Source organism: Limnobacter alexandrii, from assembly GCF_005871185.1.
Lineage (GTDB): Bacteria > Pseudomonadota > Gammaproteobacteria > Burkholderiales > Burkholderiaceae_B > Limnobacter > Limnobacter alexandrii.
In genome coordinates, this window is sequence record NZ_SWKN01000009.1 from 139,025 (window position 1) to 154,418 (window position 15,394).

Annotated in this window: 15 protein-coding genes; 9 read left to right on the forward strand and 6 right to left on the reverse strand. The window is 53.8% G+C overall.

Translation table 11 applies throughout. From position 1 onward, the window contains the following. Window positions 1–69: 69 nt before the first annotated feature. The gene (locus tag FCS97_RS12420; RefSeq protein WP_138518749.1) at window positions 70–1,083 is read left to right on the forward strand and encodes a TRAP transporter substrate-binding protein; all 1,014 of its coding nucleotides are present in this window, start codon (window positions 70–72) and stop codon (window positions 1,081–1,083) included. Window positions 1,084–1,098: 15 nt separating this feature from the next. Here the strand turns inward: FCS97_RS12420 and FCS97_RS12425 are convergent, their stop codons facing one another. Continuing rightward, the gene (locus tag FCS97_RS12425; RefSeq protein ID WP_171035305.1) at window positions 1,099–1,881 is read right to left on the reverse strand and encodes a peroxiredoxin family protein; all 783 of its coding nucleotides are present in this window, start codon (window positions 1,879–1,881) and stop codon (window positions 1,099–1,101) included. A 279-nt stretch (window positions 1,882–2,160) separates the two neighbouring features. Here FCS97_RS12425 and FCS97_RS12430 point away from each other — a divergent pair, with 279 nt between their 5' ends. The 5 genes from FCS97_RS12430 to FCS97_RS12450 all read left to right on the forward strand — a co-directional run bounded on the left by FCS97_RS12430 (window position 2,161) and on the right by FCS97_RS12450 (window position 7,889). After that, on the forward strand, window positions 2,161–2,451 hold the full coding sequence (locus FCS97_RS12430; RefSeq protein ID WP_138518751.1) for a co-chaperone GroES: 291 nt from the start codon (window positions 2,161–2,163) through the stop codon (window positions 2,449–2,451). A gap of 29 nt (window positions 2,452–2,480) precedes the next feature. Then, entirely contained in the window at window positions 2,481–4,127 is a 1,647-nt protein-coding gene (gene groL / locus FCS97_RS12435) for a chaperonin GroEL (protein WP_138518752.1), read from the forward strand. Between the two features lie 203 nt (window positions 4,128–4,330). Next, a complete protein-coding gene (locus FCS97_RS12440; protein WP_138518753.1) occupies window positions 4,331–4,582 on the forward strand; it encodes a type B 50S ribosomal protein L31 in 252 nt (83 codons plus the stop codon). A gap of 76 nt (window positions 4,583–4,658) precedes the next feature. After that, window positions 4,659–6,461 (forward strand): ArnT family glycosyltransferase, encoded by a 1,803-nt coding sequence (locus FCS97_RS12445; RefSeq protein ID WP_138518754.1) that lies wholly within the window; start codon window positions 4,659–4,661, stop codon window positions 6,459–6,461. A gap of 9 nt (window positions 6,462–6,470) precedes the next feature. After that, window positions 6,471–7,889 carry an MATE family efflux transporter gene (locus FCS97_RS12450; protein WP_138518755.1) on the forward strand — a complete coding sequence of 473 codons (1,419 nt, stop codon included), beginning with the start codon at window positions 6,471–6,473 and terminating at the stop codon, window positions 7,887–7,889. Here the strand turns inward: FCS97_RS12450 and orn are convergent. Beyond that, on the reverse strand, window positions 7,831–8,463 hold the full coding sequence (orn, locus tag FCS97_RS12455; protein ID WP_138518756.1) for an oligoribonuclease: 633 nt from the start codon (window positions 8,461–8,463) through the stop codon (window positions 7,831–7,833). The two genes, FCS97_RS12450 and orn, sit on opposite strands and share 59 nt — an antisense overlap. 90 nt (window positions 8,464–8,553) lie before the next feature. Here orn and FCS97_RS12460 point away from each other — a divergent pair, with 90 nt between their 5' ends. The 3 genes from FCS97_RS12460 to rsgA are packed head-to-tail and all read left to right on the forward strand — an operon-like array spanning window position 8,554 to window position 11,172. After that, window positions 8,554–9,810, forward strand: coding sequence for a M48 family metallopeptidase (locus FCS97_RS12460; protein WP_138518757.1), 1,257 nt, complete (start codon window positions 8,554–8,556; stop codon window positions 9,808–9,810). Further along, on the forward strand, window positions 9,807–10,187 hold the full coding sequence (locus tag FCS97_RS12465; protein ID WP_138518758.1) for a 4a-hydroxytetrahydrobiopterin dehydratase: 381 nt from the start codon (window positions 9,807–9,809) through the stop codon (window positions 10,185–10,187). The genes FCS97_RS12460 and FCS97_RS12465 overlap by 4 nt, the downstream gene beginning before the upstream one ends. After that, window positions 10,180–11,172, forward strand: coding sequence for a ribosome small subunit-dependent GTPase A (gene rsgA, locus FCS97_RS12470; RefSeq protein ID WP_138518759.1), 993 nt, complete (start codon window positions 10,180–10,182; stop codon window positions 11,170–11,172). Before FCS97_RS12465 ends, rsgA begins: the two co-directional genes overlap by 8 nt. 4 nt (window positions 11,173–11,176) lie before the next feature. On the opposite strand, the gene FCS97_RS12475 is transcribed toward rsgA, so the two are convergent. The 4 genes from FCS97_RS12475 to FCS97_RS12490 are packed head-to-tail and all read right to left on the reverse strand — an operon-like array spanning window position 11,177 to window position 15,393. After that, on the reverse strand, window positions 11,177–12,172 hold the full coding sequence (locus FCS97_RS12475) for a CobD/CbiB family protein (RefSeq protein WP_138518760.1): 996 nt from the start codon (window positions 12,170–12,172) through the stop codon (window positions 11,177–11,179). Window positions 12,173–12,176: 4 nt separating this feature from the next. Next, entirely contained in the window at window positions 12,177–12,788 is a 612-nt protein-coding gene (locus FCS97_RS12480; protein ID WP_138518761.1) for an NUDIX hydrolase, read from the reverse strand. Between the two features lie 18 nt (window positions 12,789–12,806). Next, window positions 12,807–13,997, reverse strand: a complete 1,191-nt coding sequence (locus tag FCS97_RS12485) for an FAD-dependent monooxygenase (protein ID WP_138518762.1) — start codon at window positions 13,995–13,997, stop codon at window positions 12,807–12,809. A 7-nt stretch (window positions 13,998–14,004) separates the two neighbouring features. Further along, window positions 14,005–15,393: an aminopeptidase P N-terminal domain-containing protein gene (locus tag FCS97_RS12490; protein ID WP_138518763.1), complete on the reverse strand. Its 1,389-nt coding sequence runs from the start codon at window positions 15,391–15,393 to the stop codon at window positions 14,005–14,007. Window position 15,394: the final 1 nt, after the last annotated feature.

Genomic DNA, 15,394 nt, shown 5'->3' on the forward strand with positions numbered 1-15,394 from the left:
GGAAACCCACAATGGTGAGGACTGTCCTACTCTGGAATTTTCAAAGAACACCTAAACGCAAGCCACACTATGAAATATTTGTCAGCTCTCGGACTTTTGCTCGGACTTCACGGGGTTGCCTTGGCACCGGCCAGCGCTGCGCCGCCAATCCTGATCAAGTTCAGCCATGTGGTCGACGAGAATACCCCCAAAGGAATAGCCGCACTGGAATTCAAAAGGCTGGTGGAGGAGCGAACCCGGGGACGGGTGAAGGTGGAGGTTTACCCCAATTCATCCTTGTACAAAGACCGCGAAGAACTTGAAGCACTTCAATTGGGAGCTGTGCAAATGCTGGCACCTTCACTGGCCAAATTCGGGCAGTTGGGCATGCGCGATTTCGAAGTGTTCGACCTTCCTTACATTTTCCCAAACCGGGAAGTGCTGAAAGCTGTAACACAGGGCGAGATTGGTCGACAGCTTCTGGCCCAGCTTGAAGACCGTGGCATTTTGGGGCTCGCCTACTGGGACAACGGTTTCAAGGTAATGAGTGCCAACACCCCCCTACGCCTGCCAGCTGACCTGAAGGGCAAGCGCATGCGCATTCAGCCATCACGCGTGCTTGAAGCTCAAATGGAAGCACTGGGTGCTACCCCCATCCCGCTGGCATTTTCAGATGTACACACCGCACTGGAGACCGGCCTGGTCGATGGCACTGAAAACCCGCCCTCCAATTTGTACTCCAAAAAAATGCATGAAGTTCAGAAATACGTTGCAGTGACCAATCATGGCTACCTGGGCTATGCGGTGATTGTGAACCGAAAGTTTTGGAACAGCCTTCCGGCTGACATTCGTGCCACGCTCGAAAGAAGCATTGTCGACGCAACCCGCAAGAACGATGACGAGGCAGAAAAACTGAACACACAAGCCCTGAACAAGGTCAAGGAATCGAAAAACACGAAGGTCGCGATATTGACTGCAGCAGAAGTCGAATTGTGGCGCAAGGCGCTGGAACCTGTGCACCGCCGCATGGAAAGCCGGATCAGCAAAGAATTGATCAGCAGCATCCGAAAAGCGGCTGCAGTTCAGGCCGCTGCTGCCCCCTGACGCTGTCGCGTTGATTTAAAGCTCAGCGCCACCCAGTTTCTGTCGCGCCACTTCAAGAAACTGCTCGGGTTCAGGCCGAACCCGATAATTCGAAGTTTGGTCTGAATACACGATCCGCCCGTGTTTGTTCACCATCAATACCGTGGGTAGCGCGGTGTCTTCACCATGCCCCAGCCATTTCAGTCCAAAAGGCACACCGTTTTCATGCAACAGCTTTAATTTTTTGCTGGCTTTGAAATCGGTGTCCACAAGAAAAGTCATGGGCACCTTGAATCGTTTGGCCAATTCCTGGGTTTTTGCCTCGGGCTGTGGACTGATCAATGCCACCTTAACCCCAAGACGGTCCAGATCAATATAACGGCCAGCCACTTCGCGAATCTGGGTCATGCACAAAGGGCACCAATTTCCCCTGTAAAAAATGAGCAACCAGGCCGAGCCCTTGAATTGCTCGCTGGAAAAAGTTTCGCCTTCTACCGTTTTCAGCTGAAACACTGGCAATTTTTCGCCCTCGGCCAACTCTGGATTGCGACGATCACCCAAATTGGAATACCAAAAAATATAGGCGATGCTGCCGAAGAAAATCAGATTACCCAAGACAAGCGGCCACGGATCTGATTCCATCGCGGGGTCGGTGAGCACCAGGGCAATACCCATCAGGTTGCTTGCCATCAGAAAATGAAGATTGCGCGAGGTTCTAGCCCGGCGTCCCATGAACATCCAGACAAACAGATAAAAGTTCGGCAGGGCCAACAAGAACACGCCAACCCATCCGGGTCCCAAGGGACTGTGCCAACTCATGGTCGCCACATGAAGCAAACTGAGATTGATCAGGACGAGAAACAGGACAATGAAAACCGACTTTGCTTTGTTCATTCTGTAGGGAAGGGATTGAATCGACCCTTAGTGTAAACAAAAGTGACTGACACCCTGCTTGCAAGCAACTTTTTTTCACCCTGCCCCTTGAAATACCTTCACCCCACCCCTATTATTAGCACTCGATGACGTTGAGTGCTAACAACACATCCGTCAGTTTCTCTAAGCAATTCTTTTTAAAAGACAAATTTAGGAGTGGTATCCATGAACATTCGTCCGTTGCATGATCGCGTGATCGTGAAGCGTCTCGAGAGCGAGCGCACTACAGCCTCTGGCATCGTGATTCCAGAAGCAGCCGCCGAGAAGCCCGATCAAGGTGAAGTGATTGCAGTTGGCCCAGGCAAGCGCGATGACAGTGGCAAGCTGATCGCCATGGATGTGAAAGTTGGCCAACGCGTTTTGTTCGGCAAGTACGCCGGCCAAGCCATCAAGGTAGACGGCAAGGAAGTGCTGGTGATGCGCGAAGAAGACATCATGGGCGTCATTGAAGCTTAATTACACGGAATTCAAGAGGAAGATTAATCATGGCAGCTAAAGAAGTATTTTTCGGCGACGACGCACGCAGCCGCATGGTGCGTGGCGTGAACGTATTGGCCAACGCAGTGAAAGTAACCTTGGGCCCACGCGGTCGCAATGTGGTGCTAGAGCGTTCATTTGGTTCTCCCACCATCACCAAAGACGGTGTTTCAGTGGCCAAAGAAATCGAACTGAAAGACAAGTTCGAAAACATGGGCGCGCAAATGGTGAAAGAAGTTGCATCACGCACTTCTGACAACGCCGGTGACGGCACAACCACCGCTACAGTTCTGGCACAAGCCATCGTCAAAGAAGGCATGAAGTTCGTAACCGCCGGTATGAACCCAATGGATCTGAAGCGCGGTATCGACAAGGCTGTAACTGCCGCCATCACCGAGCTGCGTGCTTTGTCCAAGCCTTGCGCCACTACCAAGGCGATTGCACAGGTTGGCTCCATTTCTGCCAACAGCGACGAATCCATCGGCAACATCATTGCTGAAGCCATGGAAAAAGTTGGCAAGGAAGGTGTAATCACCGTTGAAGACGGCAAGAGCCTGGACAACGAGCTGGATGTTGTAGAAGGCATGCAGTTTGACCGCGGCTACCTGAGCCCTTACTTCATCAACAACCAGGAAAAGCAGGTTGTTGCATTGGACAATCCTTTCGTGTTGTTGCACGACAAAAAGATCAGCAATATCCGTGACCTGTTGCCAACACTGGAACAAGTGGCCAAAGCTGGTCGCCCATTGTTGATTATTGCTGAAGACATCGAAGGCGAAGCCTTGGCAACTTTGGTGGTGAACAACATTCGCGGTATTTTGAAAACTTGTGCAGTGAAAGCACCGGGCTTTGGCGATCGCCGCAAAGCCATGCTGGAAGACATCGCCATTTTGACTGGCGGCGTTGTAATTGCTGAAGAAACCGGCATGAGCCTGGAAGGTGTCACCCTGGAACACTTGGGCCAAGCCAAGCGCATTGAAGTGGGCAAAGAAAATACCATCATCATCGACGGTGCTGGCGAGGGCGCAAACATTGAAGCACGCGTGAAGCAGATTCGCGGCCAGATCGAAGAGTCTTCTTCCGACTATGACCGTGAAAAACTGCAAGAACGCGTGGCCAAGCTGGCCGGCGGTGTTGCCGTGATCAAGGTTGGTGCAGCCACCGAAGTTGAAATGAAAGAAAAGAAAGCACGTGTTGAAGACGCACTGCACGCAACACGCGCAGCTGTGGAAGAAGGCATTGTGCCAGGCGGCGGCGTGGCATTGCTGCGCGCTCGTGCGAAGATTGAAGGCTTGAAGGGTGCAAACCCCGACCAGGACGCAGGCATCAAAATTGTTCTGCGCGCCATGGAAGAGCCACTGCGCATGATCGTGACCAACGCAGGTGAGGAATCATCTGTGGTGGCCAACAACGTGATGGGCGGCGAAGGCAACTACGGCTACAACGCAGCCACCGGCGAGTATGGCGACATGGTCGACATGGGTGTTTTGGATCCAACCAAGGTAACCCGTACTGCGTTGCAAAACGCTGCATCCATCGCATCGCTGATGTTGACCACTGATTGCATGGTGGCTGACGCAGCAGACGACAAGCCTTCTGCGCCTGACATGGGTGGCATGGGCGGCATGGGTGGTATGGGCGGCATGGGCATGTAATTGCCACTGCCAAGCACACTGCTGCTTGCAAACGAACCGCTGGCCTGGTGACCACCACGCCAGCGGTTTTTTCTTGACCAAGTGACTGGGTCACCCTATAATTTGCGGTTACCTAATTAACCAGCAAGTGATTTGGCTTTGTCGATTGGCACTCACACCAATGAGACCAATTAACCGCCAGGTTGGCTGCAACGGAGAAACTCATGAAAGAAGGCATTCACCCCAATTATCGCGAAGTGTTATTCGTGGACATGTCCAACGGCTTCAAATTCATTTGCCGTTCCACCGCGCCTAGCCGCGAGACTGGAGAACACGAAGGCAAAGAATACCCTTTGATCAAGCTGGACGTGAGCTCTGAATCTCACCCCTTCTACACTGGCGCACAGAACACAATCGTGGACACCGCTGGTCGCGTTGAGAAATTCCGTCGTCGTTTCGATCGCTTCAAGAAGTAATTTTTCGCGCAAGTGATCATACAAAGGCAGCTCAGGCAAACTGGCTGCCTTTTGTTTTTCCGGACACAATAAGAATATGGTCATCACCGCAGCCAACAACACACGTTTGTCGCGCAGGCTCCTGTGGGGCTTGATATTGCTCTACATACTGCCCGGGCTTTTTGCGCGCACGCCCTGGAAACCTGACGATGCCGCTGGCTTCGGGCAAAGCTTTACCTTCTCTCAGCTGCCTTTTTCAGAATGGGCGATGTCACTGATCGGCGACCGCCTGTATGTTGAAGGGGGTTTGTTGTCTGCCTGGCTTGCAGGGGCCTTCGGAAAACTGGCACTTGCTGTCAACCTGCCCTACAACTGGCTCGACGACGCCATGCGACTGGGCAATGTGTTCTGGATGATTCTGGCTGGCTGGGCCATTTGGAACACCACCTACCGGCTGGCAAAGCGGGTTGAACTGCAACCCGAAGACCCATTGGGCACCGCGCCCACCCGGGTTGACTATGCCCGCGCAGTTGCCGATGCCTCAGTGCTTTGCTTTTTGGGCACCTTGGGCCTGTTGGTCCGTTCGCACATGCAGGTGCCTGAAATTGCCGAGCTGGCAGGTATTTCAATCATGTTGCTGGGTGCCGTACGCTCACTTGATCGGCCAATTGGCGCGGGCTGGATGCTGGGCGCGGGCATTGCTATCGCATTTTTTGCACGCGGCTGGGCACACTGTGTGCCATTTTTACTCCTGCTACTGCTCAGTTCCACAACCCACAGCTTTCTGCGATTTGGCTTGCTGCGCCGCATGACCAGGGCTGTAGCCGTGTTCGCAGTGCCCTTTGCCATCTGGTTTTTTTGGCTGATGAGCCAGAAAAATGGTGAATTGTGGTGGAACGCCTGGAATGAGTGGAATGTGCGCCGTTTCCTGATACTCGACCCCACTCAGTCATTTGACCTGGCCAAACTGGTGGTCACCCTGAAAACCCTCACCTGGTTTTTGTGGCCAATTTTACCCATGGCCTGCTGGACCATTTGGCGGTACCGAAAGGCCCTGAGCGAACCCTCCATTCGCATTCCCCTGGCTGGTGCTGCTGCGGGTGTCGTGGTGTTGCTGATTACAAACCCGGCGGATGAAGCCAATTATTTCCCCTTGCTGGCACCACTGTCGGTACTCGCAGCAATCGGGCTTTCAACCATGAAACGCGGCTTGATCAGTCTGATCGACTGGTTCGCAGTGTTGTGGTTCACTTTCGCAGCCGTGTTGGTGTGGCTGGGCTGGACTGCGGCCACGTTTGGTTTCCCGGCAAAAATTGCAGCCAACTTCGAAAAGTTATCCCCAGGCTATGTGCCCGATGTAATCGGCCTTGAACTGGTGCTGGCCTTTCTGGCCAGCTTTGCCTGGGTTCGACTCATCATTTGGCGCACTGCGTCTGGCAGCCGTGCGCTGTGGCGCCCCATGGTGCTGACCACCGGCGGCGTGGTCTTGCTGTGGTTGCTCATGATGACATTGTGGATCCCCAGAATCGACTATGCAAAAAGCTTCAAGGCGCTTGGCGATGACATCACCCTGACCATCCGGGACCACCAAACCGCTGCGGGGCGCGAATGCGTTGCCGACTACAACCTGGGCTATGCGCAGCGGGCCACACTTCAATACCATGCGGATGTCGACTTCATTCGCAAAGGTCAATTCAAGGAAGCCACGGAATGCGAGTACCTGCTGCTGCAAGATGACACAAGGCAAAGCCTGAAGATCAAAGTCGATTTTGAGTCCAGGGCATCCGAGCGATGGGAATTGATCTGGACCGGCAACCGAAACTCGGACCGGCATGAATTCTTCTTCCTGTACGCGCGGACCCAGCCAGAAGAACAGCAGGCAGACAGCAGCAGTCGTTAAAGGTGTGGCATGGCCAGTAGTGTTGTTTTATTCGCCCAGAACAGGCCACGCCGTGCCTTGTTGAATCAGGCCTTGCCCATTTTGCTGGGGCAACTGGCGGTGATGGGCAACGGACTGGTCGACACATTGATGGCTGGGCAAGCAGGCCCCGATGTGCTGGCAGCCATGGCCGTCGGGTCTTCAATCTACATCAGCCTTTATGTGGGCTTGATGGGTGTCATTATTGGCCTGACGCCAATTTGCTCGGCTCACTTTGGCGCAGGCGACTACCGCAAAGTTGGAGAAGACGCTGTACAAGGCGTTTGGCTGGCGCTGACCATGAGCTGCATTGGCATGGCCGTGTTACTGAACCCCGACCCAATCTTTCAGTTGACCAACACCCCGGCACACATTGCCAGCGACACACGCGGCTACCTGCTTGGCATTGCATGGGGCTTGCCGGCGGCTTTGATTTTTCGAGTGTTTTATGCGCTAAACCAGTCCATTTCACGGCCACAAATTGTGGTGGCGCTACAAGTGTTGATGCTGCTGCTGAAAATCCCCTTGAACATTTGGTTCATGAATGGCGGCTGGGGTTTGCCTGCCTTGGGCGCAGCCGGTTTTGGCTGGGCCACAGCGGCAACCATGTGGCTGGTGCTCGCCATTTCAGCCTGTATTTGGATGTTCGACAAACATTACAGCGAATTCAAATCCATTCGAAGCCTGAAACCTGACTGGCAGCGTCTTGGGCAAATTCTTCGACTCGGCCTGCCAATTGGTGGCTCCTATTTGATAGAGGTCAGCTCATTCACGGTGATTGCACTATTGGTGTCTCGTTTTGATGTGTATCAGTTGGGCGGGCATCAAATTGTGTCCAACATGGCGGCCATGGCCTACATGGTGTGTTTGTCCCTGGGCAATGCCACAACCGTGTTGGCCTCGCAGCAAATTGGCGCAGGGTTTAACCGGTATGCAAGCGTTATTGTGAAGCGAGGCATTGAAACCGCCATACTGGTGGCCGCCTGCGTGTGCCTGGGTTTGTATATATTCGACCGGGAATTGATCTCGTTTTACACCAAAGACACCAAGACCATTGAAGTGGCTTTAAGCCTCATGCCTTGGGTGATTGCCTACCACTTTATTGATGCGGTACAAACTTTGTGTTCGTTTTCGCTTCGGGCCTACCGTGTGTCGGCCCGCCCCATGCTGATTTACCTGATCAGCCTATGGTGTGTGGGCATTGGCGGCGGCATGTGGCTAGGGGTTTGGCAAGAAAACCCGCTGAAATCGGAGGGCTTCTGGATGGCCAGTACCGCCGGGCTGTTGCTCGCCGGAATTTGCCTTGCTTTGCTGCTGGCCCATGTGATGCGCCAGCGCAATTCGATGGAGTTTAAGCTGCCGGTGTTGCAGGAGCCTCCGGGCTCACCTTCGCCTCTGGTGCCACAATAAAATGCTCACGGTAGAAGCGAAGCTCATCAATTGACTCGTGAATATCGGCCAAGGCGGTGTGCTTGGTTTTCTTCACAAATTTTCGGGCTGTAGTAGGGTTCCAGCGTTTGCACAGTTCTTTCAGCGTGCTCACATCCAGATTGCGGTAATGAAAATAGGCTTCCAGCTTGGGCATGTACTTGGCCATGAAGCGGCGGTCCTGGCAAATGCTGTTGCCACACATGGGGCTTTTGCCTGGGCCAATGTATTTGGCCAAAAACTCAATCAACAATTCCTCGGCCTGGGCTTCATCAATGGCAGACTCTTTCACGCGCGCAGTCAGCCCGCTCTTTCCATGGGTACTGGTGTTCCAGGCGTCCATACCGGCCAAAATTTCATCGCTTTGGTGAATGGCCAACACTGGCCCCTCTTCCAGCACATTCAGTTCACTGTCGGTTACAACCACCGCCACTTCAATGATTTTGTCGTTGAACGGGTCTAGCCCTGTCATTTCCATGTCGACCCACACCAGTCGATTGTCGTCGCGGGGAATCTTGGTTTCAACAGGGGTGGAACTTGGCGTGGCTTGTGACATAATTTGGATGAGCGTTTAAGTTGAATCTTGACAAGGCTGTATTGTCTCACAGGCATTGAAGCGCAAATTAATCAAGGGTGGTAGCAAGAAATGGTTTTTACTGAAGTCTTTGTTCTGGCAGTGGTTTTGAGTGTGGCACTACGCCTTTACCTGGCCAGCCGCCAGGTTCGGCACATTGCCATAAACCGCGCGCAGGTGCCCGCAGAGTTCAGGGAGCAAATCAGTCTGCAAGACCACCAAAAAGCGGCAGATTACTCGATTGCAAAAACCCGCCTGGGCATGGTCAATGTGCTGATTGAGGCCACGATATTGATGGGCTTTACCTTGCTGGGCGGTCTGGAATGGATTCAAAGCTTCACAAGTACCACTGCCGAGGGCATTTTGGCTGGGCTGTTGCTGATCGCCGTGGTGGGCCTGATTGGCAGCGTGCTCGACTTGCCCCTGTCGTACTACAAACAATTTGTGCTCGAAGAACGCTTTGGTTTTAACCGCATGAATAAAGGCCTCTTCATGGGCGACTGGTTGAAAGGCCTGCTGGTTGGCGCTTTGATTGGTGGTCCACTGGTATTCGCGGTGCTTTACCTGATGCGTGAAGCTGGCCAGCAATGGTGGATTTACGCCTGGGCTTTGTGGTTTGGTTTCAGCCTGTTGTTGATGTGGTTGTTCCCCACAGTAATTGCGCCCATTTTCAACAAATTCACTCCACTGGAAGACGGCGCTACCCGCCAGCGAATCCTGAATTTGCTGCAACGCTGCGGTTTCGATTCCAGCGGCTTGTTTGTGATGGACGGCAGCAAACGCTCCAGCCATGGCAACGCGTATTTCAGCGGCATGGGCAAGGCCAAGCGAATCGTATTTTTCGACACACTGCTTTCGCGCTTGAACGACGATCAAATTGAAGCTGTGCTGGCGCACGAACTGGGCCACTTCAAGAAAAAACACATTGTGAAGCACTTGGCCTTTTCCGGCATCGGCAGCCTGATCATGTTCTATGTGCTTGGCCTGCTGGCCAACACGCCATGGTTTTACTCCGAGTTGGGCGTGAATCCAGATTTGGTCAACGGCGCGCAAGCCATGGCCTTGGTGTTGTTCATGATGGTGCTGCCCTACTTCACCTTCCCAATTCGCCCGGTGATGTCATGGCTTAGCCGCAAACATGAATTTGAGGCCGATGCATATGCAGCCCAGCAAAGTGCCCCCCAGCACTTGGTGAGTGCTTTGGTGAAGCTGTATCAAGACAATGCCTCAACCTTGACACCCGATCCACTGCACTCCGCGTTTTACGACAGCCACCCGCCTGCCTCCATTCGAATCAATCGGCTGAACAGTTTGCAGGGTGCCCAATGAGCGCGCCCAAAACCGTTCGTCCACTGGAAGACTGGCTGCATGTGCGCTGCCAGCATTTGGGCGAGGGACAGGCCTGGAGCGCCGAGGACATTGAGGCCCAGCTCAATGACTTTGAGAACTGGTCTGTTGAATTTGACGCCAAAGGCGAGCGAGCCCTGACATTGTGGCGGCAATATGCTTTTGCCAACTTTGAAGGCGTGAAACTGGCTGTGCATGCCATTACCCATTTGGCCGACGACGAAGACCACCACCCGGAAGTTACTTTCAGCTACAACCGGGTCAAAGTGCGCTGGAACACCCACAGTGCCAACGGCATTAGCAACAATGACTGGGCCTGCGCGGCCAAACTTGATGATGCGCTGAAACACATTGGCTAATTCATCGCTCAACAAGGTGCGCCCCACCTACAAGGGCAAACAAACCGGCAATCACGGAAAAAATTCAAACAACCCGGATTTGCTGAATGCGCTGGTAGTCGCCAGCTATGGGCGCCATTTTCTGGCCCGTGACGATGCTGGCACCATTTGGCAGGTATATGGCAAAGGCAAACGCCGGGAAGTGGCTGTGGGTGATGAAATCATTATTTTGCCCAGTGGCGACATGCAAGCCTGGGTAGAGGACATTCAGCCCCGCAAAAACCTGGTGTACCGTTCAGACGCTTTAAAAAGCAAAATGTTTGCTGCCAACCTCGACGGCGTGCTGTTGATGCTGGCCATTAGCCCACCCTACTCGCCCGAGTTATTGGGCCGCACGCTGACCGCCTGCCAACACGCAGACGTGCCGCTCACCATTCTGTTCAACAAGGTGGACATTCTTGAAGGTGATTCCGAGACGCTGGAGGCTGTTGAACAGGAGTTGTTTGAAATCACCCTGGGTGAAGTGCCCACACACTACATCAGCGTGACCGAACGACCCGCCGAAACTGAAACACTGTTGCGCCCATTGCTGGAGGGAAAACGCACGCTGATCCTCGGGCAATCGGGCATGGGCAAGTCAACCCTGATTAACCTGTTGATACCCGATGCACTGGCAGCCACCAACGAAATTTCAATGGCTTTGAATGCAGGCAAGCACACCACCACGCACACCCAAATGCATTTTGGCGCACAGGGTTTGGAGTTGATTGATTCGCCGGGTTTTCAGGCTTTCGGCTTGCACCATCTGAGTGAAACCGATTTGTTGAACGCATTCACTGACATTCGCGATGAAGGCAACAAATGCCGCTTCGCCAATTGCCAGCACAAACGCGAACCCGATTGTGCCGTGAAAAACGGACTGGAGGACGGCACTTTGAGCCCTGCGCGGTATGATCTGTACCAAATGCTAAAAGCCGAGCTGGAAGAAGCCAGCCAGAACTACTGACGCCCTAGAGCATACTGCTGGGCAGCCAACCAAGAATGGCAAACAGCAGGGTTGCCATTAACCACACCACGGCACATTTGAAAACAAGCTGACGAAACTGCTGCAAGGCCTGCACCTGGTTTTCTTCACTCAGCAGTTGCCCTTCCGAAGCAGCCTTGGAAGCAGGATCGAAAGCCGCACCGCCCACGAGACCCACTGCGGTAAAAAACACCGCAGTGAGTGGTGCCCTGTTTGAGAATCGGCTGTGATTCTTTGTGGTTCGCCAAGCCAAAGCAGCATCGTCAAGCTGCGCCACCAAACCCACGGTCAAGGCCAACAAGCGGGCAGGCAACCATTCCATGGCAAACAGAACAAAGCGCGGACTGATGGCCGCCTTCAGTTTGTCGCTTTCCCAAGCCTCTTGCATGGTCGGGCGCTCATGCGCGAAGGCTTGAGCCTGCCACACGTCACGTTCCCGAATCACACTCCAGTGCGCCATCATGTACACGACCAAACCCATAGGGCCTGGCAACACCAGAAACCAGAAAAACAGACTGAAGTACTGCCGCAAGGCACGCTCGGTACCGTGGTAAATGGCGTGAAAAACCAGTTCACCCGGCCGATGAATAACAGGCTCGGTGCCGTCGTATTCTTTCATCCAGGTCAACAGCAATTCACGGGCGCGGAAAAAATCGCCCTGGTTCAGAAACAGTTGGGCATTGGTAAACACCTCGGCAAAGTGTCGAAAACGCAAACCGTACAGCAGCAAGAATACGCTGAGAAAACCAGCGGCAACCGGAGAAATGGTCCAAAGCACCTGGTACAAAAAGTACACGCCCAATACCCAAATCAGCATGGGCACCAACCATTGCAAATGCGCATAGCCAGGTGCACCCAAGGTTTCCAGGTTGATTTCAAGTTCCTGATTAAAACGATCCACCCAATCGCGCGCACGGGCGAACAAACCATCGGGCAGGAAGGTTTCGCACACCACAGCAATGAGCAGGGCGAGGTAGGACAAGGTACTAAGCCCTCGCGTTCAGGAAATGGTAGAGGTTGCGAAGCATGGCCGCTGTGGCACCCCAGATGAAATAATTTTTTCCATTTTCGGGTGAGTTGTAAGGCATGGCATAAAAAGTACGTTCGCCCATGGGGGTGTGCAAGCTGCGCTGCTGGTGATTTTCCACATTCATCAAAAATGAAAGAGGCACTTCGAACACCTCTTCCACCTCGAATTCATCCGGTGCAAGCGTAAAACCCGGCTCAACCAGGGCAACCACGGGCGTCACCATGAAATTGGTGGCTGTCTGGTACACCGGCATGGTACCCAACACTTCGATGTATTCTCGAGCCAGTCCCGTTTCCTCAACTGTTTCACGCAAAGCCGTTTCAATCGGATTGCCGTCTTCAGCCTCGCAGCGACCACCCGGAAAACTGATTTGTCCGGCATGGTCATTCAAATGCGCGGTGCGCAAGGTGAGCAACACATAAAGATCATCTTGCCGCCGAACCAAAGGAATCAGTACAGCCGCATCGGCGGGGTCGCGGTCCTTGAAAAAACGTTCTTCCAGCGGCTCGGGCTGCCACGGCAAATCGGCCAGGGCAAAGCGGGCACGCAACATTTCGGCAGACCACATGGGTAAAAACGCTCCAGATTAAACAGCCAGGCCGAACAGCATTAATTCAGCAAACTGCTTGCGAAGAGGCGGCGTGAATTCCATCACGTTCAAGGCCATTTGACGGCCTGCGCCCAGCAAGGGATTGTGATTGGAAAACCCTTTCACCATCCAGTCTGTCATTTTAACCACCACCTGCCGATCAGCCACCCTCGACTTCTCAAATTCATCAAGTGCGGCAGCCAAGCGATGTTCTTGTGCAACAGTCAGGGGGTCAACACTGCGACAAAGCTGCACCGCATCGCGCAAACCCAGATTCAGACCCTGCCCGGCAACAGGGTGCAAAATTTGAGCCGCATTGCCAATGGCCACACGCCGCCCTTGCACCAGCTTGTCGCGCCAGTTCATGCCCAGCGGAAAGCTTTTTCTGGGACCAATGTTTTGAATGGAAACACGCCGGCCAAACTGCTGTCGAAGCTCGGCGGCAAACTCGGCATCGCTACAAGCCAATCGTTTTTGAACCTGCGCCAGTGGCGCGCACCACACCAAGGAGTACTTTTGCTGGTCGGTGGAAATGGGCAACAGGGCCAATGGCCCTTCTGAGGTAAAACGCTCAAACGCGAGGGTGTTACCACCTTCCAGCAAACCGGGTTCTACTTGCAAGGTTACCTCGCTCACCAAGGCCCACTGGTCGTAATCCACCACCTGGTCGCGCTCGCCCGCCTCACCATACAAACCACCCTCGGCGTCTACGCGCAGGTTCACGGTGTACTCGGTGCCATCTTCAAGCTCAAGCACTTCAAGTGAATCAACAGCACTGCGATGCGCATACTTCACATTGGCTGGGCGAAAAATTTTCACACCACGCCTTTCAAGCGATGTGGACAAACAATTCACGAGGTCGCCATAGCGAACCGTCCACCCCAAAGCACGCAAGCCCAGTTCATCGGCTTTCATGCGCACCTGGCCGAATCGGGATTGCTCGGACACGTGAATGTGGTGAATCGGTGTTGCATCGGCCGGGAAACCCAAACTGGCCAGGCGCAAACGTGTGGCATCAGACAAGGCCAGAATTCGCGGGTCCCGTGCTGAGGCCTCCAAGGGTTTGGCATCGAAAATGGCAATTCGATTGGCGCGCTCGCCCCAGGTGTTGGCAAGCCACCCGGCAAAAGCCAGGCCCACTGGCCCGGCCCCAACAATGGCGACATCAAAATCGGTGTGCGAAGTCATGAGTGTGTCAAGCTGCCTTGCTGCTGGTTTTTTTGTGAGCTTTCATGGTGGCATGAATTTCAGCAACAGTTTTGGGGGCATCGGCGGTGTAGATGTCGCAGCCCTTTTGGGTCACCAAAGCATCGTCTTCAATTCGAATGCCAATGTTCTCAAATTGCTTGGGCACCCCTTTGCCGGGGCGGATGTACAAGCCAGGCTCAATGGTCAGCACCATCCCAGCTTCCAGCTTGCGGCTGGTGTGCGGAGCCACGCCATCTTCAGGCTTGGCCGCAGGGTCGCGGTAACTGCCACAATCGTGCACATCCATGCCCAGCCAGTGACTGGTGCGGTGCATGTAAAACCGTTTGTAAGCACCGCTTTCAAGGGCTTCGTTCAAACCCATTTTCAGCAGCTTCAAATCAATCAAACCCTGGGCCAACACTTTCACGGCGGCATCGTGCGGATCGTTGAAACGGGCACCGGGCTTGGTGGCGTCGATGGCAGCGTATTGCGCATTCAACACCACCTCATACACAGCTTGCTGAGCCTTGCTGAACTGCCCATTCACCGGGAATGTACGGGTGATATCGGATGCGTAGCAGTCCAGCTCGCAACCCGCATCAATCAACAACAAATCACCATCGCGCATTTTGGCGTCATTGGACCGGTAATGCAGCACACAGGCGTTTGCGCCAGAGGCCACGATTGAGCCATAGGCAGGTGCTTCCGAACCATTTTTGCGGAACTGATACAGCAACTCCGCTTCAACTTCAAATTCAAACTTGCCTGGCTGGCAAACTTGCATGGCGGCAATGTGCGCCTGCGCGGAAATGGTGGCAGCGCGGCGCATGATGTCGATTTCGGTTTTGTCTTTGATCAAACGCATTTCATCCAGTGAATGGCTTAGATCAAGCACTGCATGCGGCGCAGAAATACCCATGCGGGCTTTTCCTCGTAGGGTTTTCAACACATCTGCCACCGCGGCTTCAAGGCTTTCGTCTTCACCGAGGCGCAAAAACACGGCAGGCTGATTGGCCAATGTGTCGATCAAATGCTCTTCAAGGTCTTCAATGCTGTAAGCCTCGTGCATGCCGAAAGCCGACTGCGCAGCCTTTGGGCCGAAGCGGAACCCTTCCCAAATTTCTCGCTCTTCGTTTTTGTCCCTGCAAAACAGCACGGCGCGGGAATCGCCACTGGGCGGCACCACCAAGGCCAAACAGGCTTCGGGTTCAGGAAAGCCGGTGAGGTAATAAAAATAACTGTCAGAGCGGAAGGCGTAATCGGCATCGCGATTGCGCATCACTTCCATGCCCGATTGCACCAGTGCTACGCCACCACCCATTTTCTTCAAACGGCGCGCCAACTGCTCTCGGCGCTTGGCGTAAATGAGGGGATTGTGGGTGGGGTACCTGCTCATG

What these genes read in the sequence shown, in the direction of transcription:
- FCS97_RS12420 (WP_138518749.1), top strand. Translation starts at nt 70, where the DNA reads ATGAAATATTTGTCAGCTCTCGGACTTTTGCTCGGACTTCACGGGGTT.
- FCS97_RS12425 (WP_171035305.1), bottom strand. Translation starts at nt 1,881, where the DNA reads ATGAGTTGGCACAGTCCCTTGGGACCCGGATGGGTTGGCGTGTTCTTG.
- FCS97_RS12430 (WP_138518751.1), top strand. Translation starts at nt 2,161, where the DNA reads ATGAACATTCGTCCGTTGCATGATCGCGTGATCGTGAAGCGTCTCGAG.
- groL (WP_138518752.1), top strand. Translation starts at nt 2,481, where the DNA reads ATGGCAGCTAAAGAAGTATTTTTCGGCGACGACGCACGCAGCCGCATG.
- FCS97_RS12440 (WP_138518753.1), top strand. Translation starts at nt 4,331, where the DNA reads ATGAAAGAAGGCATTCACCCCAATTATCGCGAAGTGTTATTCGTGGAC.
- FCS97_RS12445 (WP_138518754.1), top strand. Translation starts at nt 4,659, where the DNA reads ATGGTCATCACCGCAGCCAACAACACACGTTTGTCGCGCAGGCTCCTG.
- FCS97_RS12450 (WP_138518755.1), top strand. Translation starts at nt 6,471, where the DNA reads ATGGCCAGTAGTGTTGTTTTATTCGCCCAGAACAGGCCACGCCGTGCC.
- orn (WP_138518756.1), bottom strand. Translation starts at nt 8,463, where the DNA reads ATGTCACAAGCCACGCCAAGTTCCACCCCTGTTGAAACCAAGATTCCC.
- FCS97_RS12460 (WP_138518757.1), top strand. Translation starts at nt 8,554, where the DNA reads ATGGTTTTTACTGAAGTCTTTGTTCTGGCAGTGGTTTTGAGTGTGGCA.
- FCS97_RS12465 (WP_138518758.1), top strand. Translation starts at nt 9,807, where the DNA reads ATGAGCGCGCCCAAAACCGTTCGTCCACTGGAAGACTGGCTGCATGTG.
- FCS97_RS12480 (WP_138518761.1), bottom strand. Translation starts at nt 12,788, where the DNA reads ATGTGGTCTGCCGAAATGTTGCGTGCCCGCTTTGCCCTGGCCGATTTG.
- FCS97_RS12485 (WP_138518762.1), bottom strand. Translation starts at nt 13,997, where the DNA reads ATGACTTCGCACACCGATTTTGATGTCGCCATTGTTGGGGCCGGGCCA.
- FCS97_RS12490 (WP_138518763.1), bottom strand. Translation starts at nt 15,393, where the DNA reads ATGAGCAGGTACCCCACCCACAATCCCCTCATTTACGCCAAGCGCCGA.